The sequence below is a fragment of the Xanthomonas melonis genome, assembly GCF_020783655.1.
Classification (GTDB): domain Bacteria; phylum Pseudomonadota; class Gammaproteobacteria; order Xanthomonadales; family Xanthomonadaceae; genus Xanthomonas; species Xanthomonas melonis.
In genome coordinates this window covers 34,788-51,870 of sequence record NZ_JAJGQH010000009.1, presented here as the reverse complement: position 1 = coordinate 51,870, position 17,083 = coordinate 34,788, and the positions used below count along the sequence as shown (strand labels likewise).

The window sequence follows — 17,083 nt, the reverse complement described above, 5'->3', positions numbered from 1 at the left end:
TCAGCTCCGGATCGCCCACAGTTGCAACTCCAGCCCGGCGAATTCGCTGCCGAAGTGGAACGCGATACCGCCGGAGGTCTTCAAGCTGCGCCACAGCGCGGCGCTCTTGTCGAACTCGAAATACAGGTACCCGGCGTGGTACGGAATCTGCCGCGGCGCCACCGGCATCGGGTTGGCCACGATGCCGGGCAACTGCAGGTTGACCAGGTCCCGGATCTGCTCCACCGGGCCGATCTTGGCGTGCGCCGGCAGCAACCGGCGCAGTTCCTCGCTGGGCATCTGCGCCTTGGCGGCCAGCACGAAGGCCGCGCTGTCCAGCAGCGTGGGGTCCGGCACCATCGCCACCCAGACGCCGAATTTGCGCGCCTGCATCGGCAATGGCGTGGCGGTCTGTTCGAGCACCGCGCTCAGGCTGCTGCGCAAGGCCGCGATCACCGGCTCGAAGCTGTCCTGCTGCGCCTCGTGCCGGTACACCGGCCAGGCCGGCGGGCGCTTGCCTGCTGCGGTGAAGGTGCTCAGCTCGCCGGCCAGCGCCAGCAAGGCGCGAAACAGGTCTTCCGGATGCACCAGCGGCGCTGCGGCCCAATGGGCGATCTGCGGCTGCCAGCGATTGACCAGCTGCAGCAGCAGGAAATCGGCGATATCGGCCGCGCCGCCGCGGTCGGTGAGCGTCACCCGTGCGGCCAGGGCTTCGCCGCGTTGATGCAACAACCCCAGCAGTTCGGTGAGGAAGGTGGTCAGCCGCGGCGCGGCCTGGCACACCATCGCGCTGGGAATGAAATGCGGATCCAGCACCACCTGGCGATCGGCACGGGTTTCGATGATGCGCGCCACCGCGATGCGGTCCAGCCCTTCCAGCGGTTGCGATTGCGGCAGCAGCCGCGTGCTCAGGCCGCCGACTTCCATCAGCACGGCCTCGGAGGTGCTGCCGGAGGCATCGCCGCTTTCGGTTTCGCGCACGCGGTAGCGGAACAACTGATCGGCCGGCGATTCCGGACGGCCCAGCTCCGGCTGTGCCGGTACTTTCAGCGGTAAGGTGAGATAGACGATCTGGTCGCGGCAGTTGGGCTCCACGTCCATGGCCACCGGCAACGGATCGTCGCCCGGCATCGCGAACGGCGTGCCGTCGGCGAACACGCCGCGCGCGCGGCGCAGCCCCAGTTTGCCCACCGCCAGCAGGTCGGTTTCCCATTCCAGCTCGCTCACGCCCCAGGCATGCGGCCGCAGCCGCGCCGCACGCAGATCGACATAGCGCTCCAGGTAGCGTTCCTGTTGCTGCAGATGCTGCGGGCGCAGAAACAGCCCTTCGCTCCACACGACCTTGTTGTTGTGCATGATCCACCTGCGGTGAGAAAGACGGCCGCCGCGTGAGGCCTTGGCGCCCCGCCACGCTGTCGCTGGCAGTGCATGTGCGCTCCGGCACGCAGACCAATGGACCGGATCGATGGATGGATCTTGCGACGCCAGCAGCCGGGCAACCCGACAGAACGTCTCAGCCAACGGCGCTGCGCAGACAGCGTCGGCGCACGCGGATCGCGGTGGATACGCTGCGGTCGAACGCGCGGATGCACGGTGCGCAACCACGGACGGGGGCCGGCACGATGCCGGTTGCGCCTGGGCCCGACGAGGGCCGTGCCGTTCGACGCAGTGAAGGCAGCGCTGCAGTCACGCAACCACGGCACGCGTTGCATGCCTGCAGGGTGGCCTGCAAGAAAAAACCGGCGCTGAGCGCCGGTGCGTCGGATACGTGTCGCCGTGTGCCCGGGCCAACTGCCTGCGCAACACTGCGCAAGCGGCCCGCGCCTGGTCGGGCCGGGCGGTCAGGGAAGCTGTGGCGTGCCGAAGGACTGGCCGCCGAACGGCTCGGTGTTCAACCACAGATAGGTGTAGGAACGGCTGGAAAAGCGCCAGCCGCTAGCGGTCCTTACGAAAGTGTCCGAATACATCGCCACATTGTCGTAGTAGTGATCTTCCGGGCCGGTGGCCAGCTCCCGGACAGGCCAACGCGCTGCCGCACGATCGCCCTCGATCACGATCACCCCGGTCGGTACCAGCTGGGTGAAGAAGTTGCGTTCATCGCGTAGTTGATGGAGCAATGCCGCAATGGCTTCGATGCCATCGCGCCTGAGGTTGAACGGCGCTCCGATCTCCCAGATGCCATCGTCCGTCCACAAGGCCTTGAAACCATCGTGGTCGGCGCGGATGCAGGTGTCGGCAAAGCGAGCCACCAACGCGCGGATGGCGCTTTCGTCTTCCAACCGTTGCAGTCGCTGTTCGAGGGTGGTCATTGGTGTGCCTCGTGTACGGGACGAGTGTGAGCGGCGATCCCATCCAGCGTTGCAAGCTGGTCTGCAGACAGCACCAGGTCGCATGCGGCGAAGTTCTCGGCAAGATGCGCCGGCGAGGATGTGCCGGCGATCACCAGCAGGTTGGGCGAGCGCTGCAGCAACCACGCCAGCGCCACCTGCCGCGGTGTGGCGCCCACCGCGCTGGCGACGCCGGAGAGTACGTCCGACTGCAGCGGCGAAAAACCGCCGAGCGGGAAGAACGGCACATAGGCGATGCCTTGCTCCGCGAGCGCGTCGATGAAGGCGTCGTCGTCGCGCTTGACCAGGTTGTAGTGGTTTTGCACGCACACGATCCTGGCCAGCGACTGCGCCTGCTCCAGCTGTCGCGCCGTGACATTGCTCAAGCCGATATGGCGCACCAGGCCTTCGCGCTGCAACTCGGCCAGGCAGGCCACCGGCTCGGCGATCGCGCTGTCGTCGGTGTCGGCCAGGGCGCCCAGCCGCAGGTTGACCACATCCAGCGTCTCAAGACCAAGGCTCGTCAGGTTGGCGTGCACCTGCTGCCGGAGGCTGTCCGGCGACAGATCGATGTTCCACGAGCTGTCGTTGCCGCGGGCGATACCGATCTTGGTGACGATCACCAGATCGTCGCGGTAGGGATGCAGCGCCTCGCGGATGAGCGCATTGGAGACGTGAGGCCCATAGAATTCCGCGGTGTCGATGTGATTGGCGCCCAGGGCGACCGCCTGACGCAGCACCGCCAGCGCCTGGGCCTTGTCGCACGGCGGTCCCCACACGTGGGAGCCGGGCAATTGCATGGTGCCGTAGCCCATGCGCTTGAGCTGCAGGCTGGTGCCGGGCAGGGTGAAGGTGCCACCGAGTTGAGTGTCGGTCATGAGATGTCCTTGGATTGGTGGGCGGAGCGGCGTCTGCGATTGAGCGGGAGCGGCCGCTGCGGGCACGGCGCACGCTCGTCCGGGACGAGCTATGTGACGTCGTGCCTGTGGCAGGGGAAACGCTTCACTTCGGTAGTGCCGCTGCAATTTACGGCCGCGACCTCTGTGCGACAATCGGGTATAAATTGAACGGGCCGTACGAATTTCCGAACAATGAGCAATCGTCTGGGTGACATGGACGCGTTCGTGCGGGTGGCGCGCGCCGGCGGGTTTCGGGAAGCGGCCAAGAGCGCGGGCCAGAGCGCATCCAACTTCAGCGATGCGATCAAGCGCATGGAAGCCTGGCTTGGCGTACGCCTGTTCAACCGCACCACGCGCAGCGTGGTGCTGACCGATGCGGGCAAGGCGCTGTTGGCCCGCATCGAGCCGGCATTGATCGAGCTGGAGGGCGCCAAGGAGGTGGTCAGCGCGTTTCGCGACACGCCGGCCGGTACGCTGCGCCTCAATGTGCCGGTCAGTGCGGCGCGGCTGGTGTTGCCGCGCATTCTGCCGCCGTTTCTGGCGGCCTATCCGGACATCACCGTCGAGGTGCTGACCGAAGAGAGCTTCATCGACGTGATCGCCGCCGGGTGCGATGCGGGCATCCGCTACGGCGAGCGGCTGCAGCAGGACATGGTGGCGATCCCGATCGGCCCGCGTGTGCAACGCAGCGCAACCGCGGCATCTCCCGGCTACCTGGATCGGCGTGGCCGCCCCAACCACCCGCGCGAACTGATCGACCACGATTGCATCCGTGGTCGTTTTCCAAGCGGCGTGATTGCCGAGTGGGAGTTCGAGCGCAAGGGGGAGATCGTCACCATCCTTCCGCGTGGGCAACTGCTGGTGGAGATCGGCGGAGGCCTCGATCTTGCGATTCAATCGGCAATCGCCGGAAACGGGGTCATTCACCTGTTCGAGCAATGGCTTGCGCCGCACCTGGCATCCGGCGCGCTCGAGCCGGTGCTGCGCCCCTGGTGGCAACCGTTTCCCGGCCCCTTTCTGTATTACCCCAACCGCAATCTCACCCCGCCCGCGCTGCGCGCGTTCATTGAATTCGTCAAACAGTTGCCTGACTGAGCCTTGCACCCCGCTCGCAGCGGCTTGCCAAGACGATGCCCGACACCGCGTGCTCTATTCCTGCATTGCAACGCTGCGAGTAGGCAGTCTTGCGACAGGATCCGGGGCTTGCTCGCCCAAGCGCTGCAGACAAGCCTTCGTCGCCATCTGCGACGAGCGCAACGAATGGACAATCCCCACCGAAACCGGCGCACGGACGTAGCCTGCACGCTTACGGCGCGCCGCACCTGTCGGCTACAAAGGCCAGATGCGCTGATGCGGCCACCTCAGGGAGGCTGCGCACCGCCGGTCAGTCCAGCCGCTGGCAGCAATGAAGAGGCTGACGCCATGCTCGCCACCACTGGTCCCGGTGGCGGGCATGGCGTCAGGCAACGCTATTTCTTACCGATCAACACCCAGTCGATGTTCGCCAAGTCATTGCCTGTCGATTCAAAGCTCAGTGTGTTTCCGCTGCCCTTGGCGAAGGGCATCTTGATGGTCAGGTTGGACCAACGGCTCCAGCTACCTGTCGTGGGGAACGTGATCGGGTAGGTCTTCCCGTTCAAGCGATAAATGCCACTTCTACTGGCACCGCCATTTGCGAAGCGGATGGTCACGTCCTTGGTTCCGCCGCCTGCAACGTCCACGAACGGGAACTGCGCCACACCACCATTGCCGGGAAAAGTCACGAAGCCGGTCCCGGTGTATCCCGATGCATTACTGGTTGTCGACTTCGCGCCACCGCTCAATACCGCCGTTTCGGCCTGAAGCCAGCCGTCACCGGCGTAGTGGATCCTGGGCCGAGGCGAGGCGCCCATGCCACCGCCGAAGTAGTAGTCGAGCAGCGGGGATTGCAGATACCCCTTGATGGTCATGTGATTACGATAGGCGGGGTTGTGCGCCATCGTGTAATGGCGCCTGTCGGTCGGGATCTGGGTGCTGAACATCAGCAGCTCGGTGCCAGCGGCGTTGATCGCCACGACCTCGGTACGCCAGTCACCGATGATGTCGCCGAAGAACATCGGGTTGAAGCCGTCCCAGAGGGCTGCGCCCTGGTTGGTAAGCAACTCGTAGCGGCCCACATGCCCGGAGTCGCGTGGCTTGAGTGGGTCCCACTTCTCGATCTTGGGCCCATTCAAGCCTTCGTTCAGTTCATCGCCATCCCACCAAATCGAATGGGTCGGATACGGCGCCAGATCCGATGGCTCGGTGCGCTGGCCGGTGGCACCGTTATGGATGCCGGAGAACGACCAGGCCTCATAGCCCGGAAACCGTGCGTCGATATCGCCCACCAGTCCTCGGCCCACATCGACGGAGGTGCCGTCGTTGGTACTGTGGGTCCACAGGATCGTGCCCTTGGTGGCATCGTAGTAATACTCGAGCAGCCCGCTGGGGTTGTATTGCTGAATGCCGTAGCCCTGCAAACCCGGACGATCCTTTTCGAACTTTCCGATGTAGAAGCGATCGCCGTGCACCACACCCGGCAAGCCGTATCGCAGCGTGCCATTGCTGTTGATAGCGAAGGTGCCAGTCATGACTTCGTCTTTGCCATCCCCATCGAGATCGATGATGCGCAGCTGGTGCGAGGGCGCCAACCCAAGGCCAGACGTCCTGGGCCACACCCAGTTGGTGGTGATCTGCTTGCCGCCGCGCCAGCTCCAGGAGGCGAACACGTCATTGAAGGAGTGGTCCTTATTGCGGTTACGTCCCCAGAACATGATCGAGGGGGTCATCCCGTCGACCGAACCGATGCCAAACTGGGTTCCCAGCCTGCCTGCGGAAGCAAAGTCGGCGGGAAATGGCGTTGACGCCAATAAGGTGCCTTTTTGTCCATCCAGGATCGCGACTGACTGGTCCTCGTCGGTTGCGGCAGTGAACGTCTTACCATCAGCGAATTTGACACCGTTGGCTACCTTCAGCACGACTTCGGCCTTGCCATCGCCGTTCAAGTCGTAGACAGTGACGCCGTCATACATGCCCGTGCTCAAGGTCGCCGAACCGGGTCTGATGCGGCAGATATTGCGGCTGTTGATACCCATGTCGATGCGCCACAGGTGGGTGCCGTCCATCTTGTAGGCATCCAGGTATTGGTTGCTGAGTGACAACCCGTAGTCCGCTGGATTCTGGGGCGGAATCCGATCCAGCACGAACTCGTATTGCCCGTCGCCATCGAGATCGCCCACCCACACGTAGCGGGTGTGGTAGCCGTCGCCAGGGGCAGTGCTGAGCGGAATCCGCACCAGCGGTCCATTCGCGTCGGCCTTCAGTTCGAACTGTCCATCGGCGGGCAGTTCGGTCCCGCCAACCACAGGTCGCACGCTGTAACTGTTGCGTCCTGCCGGCGCGGTGGTGTCGCTGAAGTTGGTGCCCTGGGTGAGCGGGGCCGCATTCAATTTCGTTGCAGCCTTGCCATCGGTGGAGCGGTAGACGTTGAAGGCAATGCCATCCGGGTCCAGTCCCAGCAGCCGCCACGACACGAAGACGCCGCTGGAGGTGCGCAGTGCGACGACACCGCGGTCCAGCGCTTCCATCGCGCGCGGTCCGGCGACGTTTGGAATGCCGTTTTCTGCCAGAGAGCCTGCAAAAGCTAGACAAGGTGTGATGGCGGCTGTCAGGACGAGCAGCCGCAGCGGCATGCCACGCATGCGTGAGCGATAGTTCATCAGAGTGATCTCATGAGAGCGCTGCAGGAGACTCCCGCTCTCGCAGTGCCGTGAAGATGTGTCCAACGACACTGCATCGCTCTTTCCCCTTAAGCGATGGCGCCACCCTAGAGCGGTCTGCCGACCTGGCGCGGCGGTATTTAGTCACACGTGGGATGACGCGACAACCCGCCATTGAGTGATATACCTCTCATTTGCTGGCATGCCGCCATTCAAATATCAGATAGCTCATCGAGAGGATCGCATCGGCGTTTGCAAGTGCGGCATGCAATGGCCGTGAACGTCGCACATATGACCGGATACGGCCACAAGTGACGCTACGTACCCCTACAACTGCGCCTGGTTACTTTCGCTATTGCCAACTGCCGCGTAGCGCAAAACGGCGTGTCAGTGCTGGTGGGTCGAAGCATCACGAACGTAGTCGCCGCCGCCCTGCGCTGTTGCATCCTGCAGACCAGCAAACGCGTGTCGCCGACGACCTCTGCTCACGGCCTCTGGCCTGGCTCGGCTACTCGGGACCAGGCAGTCATCGGTGTTGCGCATACGTATCCGGCGAGGGCGCAGGGACAGCTCCAACCACAGCCGCCGAGGCATGTCCGGCAGCACTGTCTTGTCAGTACCAGCTCCGCCCATGTGGCATGCAACGATGCCCAGCTGACATCAAGCAGTGCGCTGCCTTGCCACTCATCGCTTGTGCAGGCATAGCAGCGCAACTCGCATGCTTCCTCGATTCGGGTCGGCAGGCAGCCCGATCGCGATGCCATCGAAACGCCATTGTGTCGATCGCGTCCGCGCGACCCTCACCCCCCCTGCGATCCGCGCGCCGCAGGCTGGCGCCGTGCCGACTTCAGCCGTGCCAGCTGCGCCTCGTAGGCGCGGGCGAATTCGTCGCCGAACAGGCGCCGGAAGCACTCGTCCGGGTCGCCGCGCAGCTGGTCGAAGTTGTCGCGATAGCGCTCCCAGTAGCGCCCCTTGCCACCGAAGCTCAGGCGCTTGCCGCCGGCGTCGGCCTCCTGTTCCAGCCGGTCCGGGCTGAAGTGGAACAGCATGGCGTCGAAGGCCGCACGCATGCCGGCCAGCATGGCCATCTGATGGCAGCGGATATCGTCGAAAGCGTCTTCGAAGGCCGGCACGCCGGACAGGAACGCAGGGCTGGGCGGGGCCAGCAGCTTCTGCAATGCATCTTCCGCGGTGGCGGCGAACTTGAGTGGATTGTTCTCCGAGCGCTGGATCACCGTGACCGGCAGGCGGAAGGTGTTCTTGATCTCCGCGCGTGCGCGCAGCACGTCCATCACCCCGTCCACCACGATGGCGAAGATGCGCTCCAGCTCGGGTGGCAGTTGCAGCGTCGGTGCGGCGGCGTTGCCGGGCGTTGGCTGCGCCGCGAACGCCGGCGCGGAAGCGGCCTGCGCTGCGTGCGATGGCGTGGGCGCGACCGGTGCGAAATCGCCCAGAGTCATGTCCCAATTTTCCGGCAGCGTGGCGCGCACATCGCCGCTGGCCGGCGGACGGAAGTGATCATGACTGGCGCTGCTGTGATTCCAGGCGCCTGGCGCCACGCTGGGCGCGGGAGCGGGCACGGGGTCGAGCAGGCGCAAGGGATCCAGTTCGCGCGGCGTGCGGCCCGCAAGCAGACCCTCCAGCGGATCGTCGATGGCCCCATGCGCGGCCGCTGGTGCAGCGAAGTCCAGCAGGTCGAACGGGCTGTCGGCGATTGCCGCGCGCACTGGCGATGGCGGCGGCGCGACCTGGGTCCGGTCGTCCATCGCATCCAGCAGCGGGTTCGCTGCCGGCGGCACCTCGGGCGCGGCTGCCGGTGCCTGCACCTGCACCTGGATCTCGAAACTGTCCAGCTGCAGGCGGTCGCCATCGCTCAGCGCGCACGGGTCGGCGCGAGTCAGGGCCGCGCCGTTGAGCGACATACCGTTGGTGCTGCGGTCCTCGATGAAATACATGCCGTTGAGGAAACGCACCACCGCATGCGTGCGCGACACGCCTGGCGCTGCCAGCACCCAGTCGCTCTCGTCGGAGCGGCCGATGCTGCCGCCACTGCCTGAAAAACGCTTCTGCGCGCCGGCGCCGAACTGCGCGGCCTGCGCACCGCTGACGGTGAGGATCAACTGCGAACTGGACACGACACGGGCTCCTGCAGGTAAGGACCGGCGCCATCGAAGGGCGCCTTGCAACCGACGCGCATGCGTCGGCGGTAACGAACCGGTGCCACCAGCACCGCCGCCAGGCCAGACGACCACTGCGCGTGAGCGCCTGCGGCACCGCTGACACGTGCGGCGCAGGCGCCTCGCGCGGCAAGCCGGACGCCTGCGCACCCCATCGCTGCGTCGCACCGCCCCCGCGCGCACCGCAGGCCGATCACGCTGGGACGCAGGAAAATGTGCCGCAGCGCGCTCATGGCGTCTGCACGTTGGCCAGCAATTCCAGCGCATGCGTGGCATATCCGCTGCGGCGCGTGGCCAGTGCGGCGGGCTGGCGCGCAGCGAGCAAGGTGATGGCCGCCGCCACCGCACGCGCGGTCAGATGCTCGGCAGGCGGCACGGTGGTGGCCTGCTGCGGCGGCGCCAGGCTGCCACCGGACCAGGCCACCGCCGCCGCCAGCCAGGCGCCCAGAGAGACATAGCCGCCCGCATGTGCAAACGCCTGCGCCGCGCGGCGGTGCGCTTCGCTGGGTTCGCGCACCCACTTCTCCGCCAGTGCGGCACCGGCGCGATCTTCCTCGTCCAGCGCTTCGCCGCGCACGCACTGGCACAGCCAGGCCACTGCGTAGCGCTTGGGCAGCAGGCGCGCGAGCAGCTTGATCGCATCCTCGTCGTGGCCATGCGCCAGCAGGGCGCGCACCGCCGCCTGCGGCGCGATGGGCGCTGCCAGCTGCGCGCGCGCCGGCTCGGACACCTGCATGTCCGCACACGCCTGCGCCAGCGAGAGCGTGGGCGCGCTCATCCGATCATGATCAGGCCGCCACCGACCTGCACCAGGGCATCGGCCTTGATGCTGACCAGCGGGCCCTTGAGCGTGGCCGAGGCGCCGGCTTCGGCGCTGAGCATGCCGCCCGAGGACAACTTCAGCGTGCCGTCGCCGGCCACTTCGGTGGCAGGCGATTTGGCCTGCAGCTGTGCGTTGGCGATCAGCTTGATGGCGGTGGAGGTGGTCTTGGCTTCGGAGCTGGCATCGATCAGGATCTTGACCCCGCTGAGCACGATGTCGCCGTTCTGCTTCATCACCAGCCGCGCACTGCCGGTCACCAGCTCGATCTCCTCTCCAGCCTGCAGCAGCAGCTTCTTGCCGACATCCACGCTGTCGTTGTTGTCGATGCGCGCCTTGCGGTCGTGCTTGACCGTGAGCACCTGGTCGTTGTCCACGCTGACGGTGTGGTCGTGTTGCACCGCTTCGCGCAGGTCGCGTTGCGCGCGCAGGTAGATCTCTTCGGCACCGGCCTTGTCGTCGAAGCGCAGCTCGTTGAAGTCTGCCGCACCGCCCAGCAGGCTGCGGCTGCGCACGCCGCTCTGGGTCTTGTTGTCCGGCAGCGCGAACGGCAGCGCGTGATCGGCGTTGTAGACGCTGCCCACGATCAGCGGGCGGTCCGGGTCGCCGTCCAGAAAGCTCACCACCACTTCCTGGCCCACCCGCGGCAGGCTCATCGCACCCCAGCCCTTGCCTGCCCACATCGAGGCCACGCGCACCCAGCACGACGGTGCGCCATGCGTGCGTGCGGCGCCGGCCCAGTGGAAGGTGACCTGTACGCGGCCATGCGCATCCACCACGATGTCTTCGTCGGTATCGCCGCTGACCACTGCGGTCTGCAGGCCGGCGATGCTGGGCGTGGGCGTGCGCGCCAGGCTGCGAAACGGCAACCGGCTTTCCATCACCTGCACGCTGCTGGAGAACGGCGGTTCGTTGCCGTGCTCCGGCGCTGCCAGCGTGGTCTGCGCCGACAGCACCAGGTACTCCTGATTGAGCGCGCTGCGCGGATGGCCGCGCAGGGTGAACAAGGCGCCGACCATCAGCCCGCAGGCATTGGTAGTGGCCTGGTGGCTGGCGCGCTGCACGTTATGCGCCTCGGTACGCACCTGTGCGTAGCGGCTGCCGTCTGCCTGCAACGCATGCGAGCCGGGGTAATCGAACACCGCCAGGCCATCCACCGGATGCAGGCCGGCGCCGCTGGCGTCGCACTCGGCCGCCAACGAGACGCGCGGCTGCTGCGGATCGTAGTCGGTGACCGCATGCCGGGTGGAATGCAGCGCGCGCGCCGCACGCCACTGACTCACCACCGAGCGCAGGATGCGCCGGTTCTCCAGCTCCGGTGGCACGTACGGCAGGTTGTCCACGCCATTGCGCTGCGCGTGCGCGCCCAGCGCATCGCACAACACCATGGTGTGCGCGCTGCGGCTGTGGGTGAAGTAGTAATAGATGCCTTCCTGCTCCAGCAACCGGCTGAGGAAGCTGAAGTCGTCCTCGCGGTACTGCACGCAGTAGCTGCGCTTGGGATACTGCGTGCTGAGTTGCTGCTGCACATCGCTGTAGCCGATCTCGGCCAGGACGCTGGTGACGATCTCCGGCACGCTCAGATCCTGATAGATACGGCAGTCGCGGCGCTGGGTGAGCAGCCAGGGCCGTGGCACCAGGTGCAGGTCCAGCGCGGTGTAGGAGATCGCATCGACAACGGTGATCCCGGCCTGGGCGCAGGTGGCCACGATGCCGTGGTACCAGCGCTGCTCGCCCGCCGCGTCGGCCAGTTGGACGGCCATTGGCGTGCCGAGCAGCGCGCCCAGGTCGGGCTGGGCATCCGTGCAGAGGGCGTCGATGCGGTAGTCGAACAACTGCCCCAAGCCCTCGTGCGCCTGCATGCGGTGCAGCCACAGGCGGTCGCCGAGGTCGGAGTGCAGCGTGATGGTGCGCGGCATCGAAGCATCCACAGGTGGGTAGGCAACGCGGAGTGCGCCGGTTCGCAGCGCAGGATCGCCGGCCTGCGCGAACCGCTGCGCGCCAGTCACCACCCCTCACTGCCGGGCCATGCTCACATGCGGGCCGCAGGCAAAGCCGACATTTCGTCTCAGCGCTGCGCAGGCCTGCGCGCGGTCACGACCCAGCCGTGCACCGGCTGGCCACGCTCGCTGCGCAGTACATCCGGCGCGATCGCCACCGGCTGCAGGCCGGCACCGTGCAGCGCGGCCAGCACATGTGCATGGCTGTGCTGGTAGCGTCCGCTGGCATCGAGCGCGACCCTGTCGCTGTCTGCGTCCAGCGCCTCCACGGTGAAGCCGAGCACGCCACCCGGTCGCAATGCAGCGGCCGCCGCGGCCAGCACGGTGTGCAGCGCACCGAAGTAGACCAGCGTGTCTGCCGAGGCCACCACATCCCAGTGTGCAGGCGTGCCCCGCAGGTAGGCGGTGAGTTCGGCGACCTCCAACGCATCATAGCCGCCGCGTTGACGCGCCTTGGCCACCATGCCGGGCGACAGATCCACACCTACCAGCCACCGCGCGTACGGCCGTAGCAGTGGCGCGCACAGCCCGGTACCGCAGCCGGCATCGAGGACGGTCAGTGCAGCGCTCGGGGCGGGCAGGCAGGCGGCCAGCGCCTCGGTCAGACGCTGCGGTGCGCGGTACTCCAGGTTGTGCAGCAGCTGTTCGTCGAAGCTGTCGGCAAAGCCATCGAACAGCTCGCGCACATAGGTGTCGCCGGCACGCGGCGGCGCTGCGGCGCCCCCGCAGGCCGCGAGCATATGCGCGGCCACCACATTGCCCGGGTCGCGCGCCAGCCACGCGCGGTACACCGCCTGCGCCTGCACATGCTCGCCAAGCAGATAGAGCCCGGTCCCTAGTGCCTCGCGCGCCGGCAAATGCTCCGGCGCCAGGGTGCAGGCCTGCTGCAGGCACTCCACCGACTGCTGCAGATGCTCGGCGCCCTGCGCGTTGTTGCGCAGGAACAAGCCCAACAGATAATGCGCCTGCGCCGAGTCCGGATAGGTATGCAGCAGCGCCGCATAGGTCACGAAGGCCTCTTCCGCGCGGCGCTGCGCTTCCAGCACCGCGGCCAGATTGGCCAGCGCATCGGCATGCGCCGGTGCCAGCGCCAGGGCGCGGCGATAGCACTGTTCGGCTTCGCCCAGGCGGCCGCATTCGCGGTGGATATTGCCCAGGTTGTTGCAGGCGTCCGGCTGCGCGGGATCCAGTGCCAGCGCCTGGGTGATCGAGGCCACCGCCGCAGCGCTCTGCCCGCGCTGGTGCAGCAGCACGCCATGGAAATGCTGTGCAGCCACATGCGTCGGCTCTGCATCCAGGACCTGCCGGTACAACTGCGCCGCGCGTTCGAACTGGCCGCTGCGGTGTGCCTCGATGGCATGTTGCAAGGTATCCGGCGGCAGGCGGGTGGCGGTTTGCATCGGGGCTCTCCAAGGGCGACAAGATGACGACGGAGCGACTGCAGTGCGGGTGCGTGTTCGACGATGTGCGTTGTGACCGGCCAGTGCATGCCGCGCGCCAGCGTTGTGCCTGTCGCAGGCGCAGTGCGTTCGCGGCATCGCGGCCATGGCGATGACCTGCACGCACGCCGCGAACGCGCAGCAACCGTCCTGCGTTGGGCGGCGGCACTCAACCGATCAATACGGTGAAGCAGCCCAGGGTGATCACCCCGCCATGTGCGGTGCTGTCGCCCAGGCGGGCGGCCGGCTGGCCGGCGATCAGCACCGTCGGGGCGCCGGCCACGATGCTGTCCGGCGGGCCGACACACACCGCCGCATCGCCGATGCGTGCGGCCGGCAAGCCACCGATCAGTACCGTGGGCGCACCGGGGCCGAGGATGGGACCACCCACGTGCGGCACCACCCCGGTCACCATCGGGCAGACGTGCAGGTCGGTCAGGCGTGCGGCGGGTTGCATGGCAACGCTTCGATGCAATGGTGGCGGCTACTGTGGCCCGCCTGTTCCACGCTCACCCGACAATTCGTCTCAGCGCTGCGCCACCACCGAGGTGCTCGCTGCGTCGGCGTCGGCGGGCGCCGGCGTTGCCGGTTGTACCTGCGCCAGGGTCTGCCGTGCAGCGCGCAAGGGTTCCTCGGCGTTGCCGAAGATGCCGGTGAGGATCTGCACCGCCTGCTGCGCATGCACGCGTGCGTCGGCTGTCTGGCCCAAGGTGCGCTCGGCCTCGGACATGCCGCGCAGGATCTCGGCGGTCTGCGGGTGCGCACGCCCCAGCACCTGCAGCGACGCGGCCAGCGCGGCACGCTGTTCGGCCAGCGATTGCGCTGCCTGCCCGGCATCCAGCAACCAGAAGGCGTGGTTGCTGCGCGAGGCGATCGTCTCGGGCGCCTGCTCTCCGAACACCGTGCGCGCCCGTTCCAGGGCCGCCCGGTAATGCGGGCCGGCTTCGGCCACCTTGCCCTGCTGCCGCAACGCGCCGGCCAGGTTGCCTTCCACCATCACGGTGTCGACGGCGTTATCGCCATAGAGCTTGCGGCTGATCTGCAGCAGTGGCGTCAGTTCGGCCTCCGCACCGGCGAAGTCGCGCTGCATCAGCAGATACACCGACAGGCTGTTGCGCATCGACAGCACCAGCGGATGCTCGGCCCCGTCCAGGGCGATGCGATCGCGCAGCAGGGCGCGCTGCAGCGTGATCGCCTGCGCCAGTTGCCCCACCTCGGCCAGCATGCCGGCATAGACATTGCCCGCGTTGATCCGCTGCCCCGCGCGCGTGGCGGGGTTGGCCAGCGCCGCCACGTAGGCATGCCGGCTTTCGGTCATGGCCTCGGCAATCCGGCCCTGATCGCGCAGGGTCCAGGCCAGCCACCCGCGCATGTCGTTGGCCATGGTCTGCTGCTGCGCATCGCCACGCTGCGCCTGCGTAATGCCTTGCCGCAGCACCTGCACGGCCTGCTCGCGCTTGCCTGCACCGCGTAGCGCCTGGCCCAGCATGGAGGTGGCTTGCAACGCCGTCAGACTGCCCGCACCCGCGCTGTCCTGCGCCAGGCGCTGCGCGGTGCGCAGATGCTCCACCGCCTGCGGATACTTGGCCAGCGCAATCAGGGTACGGCCCAGGGTCAGCTCGACATCGGTGCGCGCGTCGGGCTGGCCGGCCAGCTCGCGTGCCGCACGCTGCGAGGCCTGCTCCAGCACCCGCAGCATCAGGGTCTTGTCCAGATCCTGCGCCACGCCCGGGTCCACGCTGGAGAGCACCGAGGTCATGAATTCGCCGGTGACGCGTGCGCGTTGCGCATCGCGCGCGGCCTGCTGCAGCGACCACAGCGTGGCGCCCAGGCCGGCGACCGAGGCGACCGCCGCCAACCCTCCCGCGAGCACGCCGCTGCGGTGACGCTGGACGAACTTGCGCAACCGCAGCCAGCGGCCGGCCTGCAGGGCACGCGGCGGGTAACCATCGAGCCAGCGGTGCAGATCGTCCAGCAGCGCGGACACCGACGCGTAGCGTGCGCCCGGCTGGGGAGCCAGGGCGCGCAGCACGATCGCATCCAGGCCGTCGCGCAGCTGCTGCTGCAGCCGCGCATGGGTGGTGGCACGTGCCGCACAGATGCGTGCGCGTGCATCCGCCGGCACCGTCGCCACCCGTTGCGATGGCGGTTGCGGCAGGCCGTCGCTGCCGGCCACCGGCGCCAGCCCGCAACTCAGTTCGTAGAACATCGCACCCAGCGCATAGATGTCGCTGCGTGCGTCCACGTCCTGCGCCCCACGCGCCTGTTCCGGGCTCATGTAGCCGGGCGTGCCACGGCCATGCGCCGAGGTCAGGCCCGGGTTGGCCGCATCGATGGCGATGCCGAAGTCGATCACCCCGGGCATCGGCCGTCCGTCGATGTCGCTGACCAGCACATTGCTGGGTTTGAGGTCGCGATGGATCACACCCTTCTGATGCGCATGCTGCACCGCCTCGCTCACCCGCAGCATCAGCAGCACGCGCGCATGCAACGACAGCCGGTGTTCGTCGCACCACCAGGTGATGGGCTCCCCGCGCAGATACTCCATCACCAGATACGGCCGGCCCTGTGCATCGGTGCCCACGTCGTGGATCTGTGCGATGGCCGGGTGCACCATCTGCGCCAGCAGCCGGCATTCGAATTCGAACAAGGCCCGGCCCTGCGCGTCCAGCGCGTCGGCGGCCACCAGCTTGATCGCCACCTCGCGCTCGTAGGCACCGTCGGCGCGGTGGCCCAGGTACACCTGGCCCATGCCGCCGGCACCGAGCAGGCGGTCGATCGCCCAAGCGCCGAAGCGTGTCCCCGCCGGCAGCTCCGGCAGCGGAGCATGCAAGGTGGCCACGGCCTGCTTCAGCGGCCCCCGCACGCGCAAGGTGGCCTGCGATTCCACCGCCAGCATCGCCAGCAACTGTGTGCGCAACGCCGCGTCTTCGCCGGTCTGCTCCCACGCAAAGGCATCGCGTTGTTCCGGCGGCAACAGACACGCCTGATGGAACAAGGCCTCCAGCCGCTGCCAGGTGGTCGCAGCCGTACTCACAGCTGCGCCGCCAGCCAGACCCGTGCAAAGCGCAGGTCGCGTTCCAACGTGGGCACCGAGACATCCAGTTGCGCGGCCGCCTCGGCCACGCTGAAACCCACCAGCTCGGTCAACGCGAACGCACGGGCCTTGCGTTCGTCCACCTGTGCCAGCTTGTCGAAGGCATCGGCCACCAGCATCAACGCCTCCGGCCGCGCCGCGCCATCGGACAGGCTGATGGTCAGCGTCACCGCCTGCCCCAGCCGCTTGGCGCTGGCCTGCTGACGCGCCAGATCCACCAGCAGGTGCCGCATCTGCAAGGCGGCCACCGCATAGAAGTGCGTGCGCGAACGAAATGCCTGCTGGCCTTGTTCCAGTCGCATCCAGGCTTCATGCACCAGCTCGGTCGCCTGCAGGCCGGTGCGCCCGTCGCGGCGCAGCTCGCGCAGTGCGGTGGCACGCAGCACCTCGTAGACCTGGCGCGCCAGTGCGTCGCCCGCCCCTGGCTCGTCGCGCTGCCAGGCCTGCAACAACTCGGTGATCGGCAGCTCCGCCATTGGCCTCATCTCGCCTGCGTGAGCGCGCAGTATCCCGCATTGGCGAGCAGGCGGAACAGGCGAGACGTAATGGTTTAGCTGGCTGGGACTCGGCGACAGACAAGCGGCGGCGTTTGCAGCGACCTAGACCGT

General features: G+C 67.3%; 12 protein-coding genes. 1 reads left to right on the top strand and 11 read right to left on the bottom strand.

All coding sequences use genetic code 11. From position 1 onward, the window contains the following. The 3 genes from tssK to LL964_RS10450 all read right to left on the bottom strand — a co-directional run bounded on the left by tssK (window position 1) and on the right by LL964_RS10450 (window position 3,184). A complete protein-coding gene (tssK, locus tag LL964_RS10460) occupies window positions 1-1,335 on the bottom strand; it encodes a type VI secretion system baseplate subunit TssK (RefSeq protein ID WP_104587783.1) in 1,335 nt (444 codons plus the stop codon). Window positions 1,336-1,820: 485 nt separating this feature from the next. Continuing rightward, window positions 1,821-2,288: a nuclear transport factor 2 family protein gene (locus tag LL964_RS10455; protein ID WP_167395359.1), complete on the bottom strand. Its 468-nt coding sequence runs from the start codon at window positions 2,286-2,288 to the stop codon at window positions 1,821-1,823. Next, complete coding sequence (locus LL964_RS10450) at window positions 2,285-3,184, bottom strand: oxidoreductase (RefSeq protein WP_104587785.1); 900 nt, start codon at window positions 3,182-3,184, stop codon at window positions 2,285-2,287. Before LL964_RS10450 ends, LL964_RS10455 begins: the two co-directional genes overlap by 4 nt. A 234-nt stretch (window positions 3,185-3,418) precedes the next feature. Between LL964_RS10450 and LL964_RS10445 the strand changes: the two genes are divergently transcribed. Continuing rightward, a complete protein-coding gene (locus tag LL964_RS10445) occupies window positions 3,419-4,300 on the top strand; it encodes a LysR family transcriptional regulator (RefSeq protein WP_104587831.1) in 882 nt (293 codons plus the stop codon). 374 nt (window positions 4,301-4,674) lie between these two features. On the opposite strand, the gene LL964_RS10440 is transcribed toward LL964_RS10445, so the two are convergent. The 8 genes from LL964_RS10440 to ecfK all read right to left on the bottom strand — a co-directional run bounded on the left by LL964_RS10440 (window position 4,675) and on the right by ecfK (window position 16,951). Further along, window positions 4,675-6,942, bottom strand: a complete 2,268-nt coding sequence (locus LL964_RS10440; RefSeq protein WP_146092378.1) for a rhamnogalacturonan lyase family protein — start codon at window positions 6,940-6,942, stop codon at window positions 4,675-4,677. Window positions 6,943-7,742: 800 nt separating this feature from the next. Then, window positions 7,743-9,077 (bottom strand): type VI secretion system-associated FHA domain protein TagH, encoded by a 1,335-nt coding sequence (gene tagH / locus LL964_RS10435; protein ID WP_104587786.1) that lies wholly within the window; start codon window positions 9,075-9,077, stop codon window positions 7,743-7,745. Between the two features lie 271 nt (window positions 9,078-9,348). After that, the gene (locus LL964_RS10430; RefSeq protein ID WP_104587787.1) at window positions 9,349-9,897 is read right to left on the bottom strand and encodes a DUF6931 family protein; all 549 of its coding nucleotides are present in this window, start codon (window positions 9,895-9,897) and stop codon (window positions 9,349-9,351) included. After that, window positions 9,894-11,858 (bottom strand): type VI secretion system Vgr family protein, encoded by a 1,965-nt coding sequence (locus LL964_RS10425; protein ID WP_104587833.1) that lies wholly within the window; start codon window positions 11,856-11,858, stop codon window positions 9,894-9,896. The genes LL964_RS10430 and LL964_RS10425 overlap by 4 nt, the downstream gene beginning before the upstream one ends. A 149-nt stretch (window positions 11,859-12,007) precedes the next feature. After that, a complete protein-coding gene (locus LL964_RS10420) occupies window positions 12,008-13,339 on the bottom strand; it encodes a tetratricopeptide repeat protein (protein ID WP_104587788.1) in 1,332 nt (443 codons plus the stop codon). A gap of 208 nt (window positions 13,340-13,547) precedes the next feature. Continuing rightward, window positions 13,548-13,835 (bottom strand): PAAR domain-containing protein, encoded by a 288-nt coding sequence (locus LL964_RS10415; RefSeq protein WP_029218002.1) that lies wholly within the window; start codon window positions 13,833-13,835, stop codon window positions 13,548-13,550. A gap of 69 nt (window positions 13,836-13,904) precedes the next feature. Next, window positions 13,905-16,433 (bottom strand): serine/threonine-protein kinase, encoded by a 2,529-nt coding sequence (locus LL964_RS10410; protein ID WP_104587789.1) that lies wholly within the window; start codon window positions 16,431-16,433, stop codon window positions 13,905-13,907. Continuing rightward, window positions 16,412-16,951, bottom strand: coding sequence for an ECF-type sigma factor EcfK (gene ecfK, locus LL964_RS10405; protein WP_104587790.1), 540 nt, complete (start codon window positions 16,949-16,951; stop codon window positions 16,412-16,414). The genes LL964_RS10410 and ecfK overlap by 22 nt, the downstream gene beginning before the upstream one ends. Window positions 16,952-17,083 lie beyond the last annotated feature (132 nt).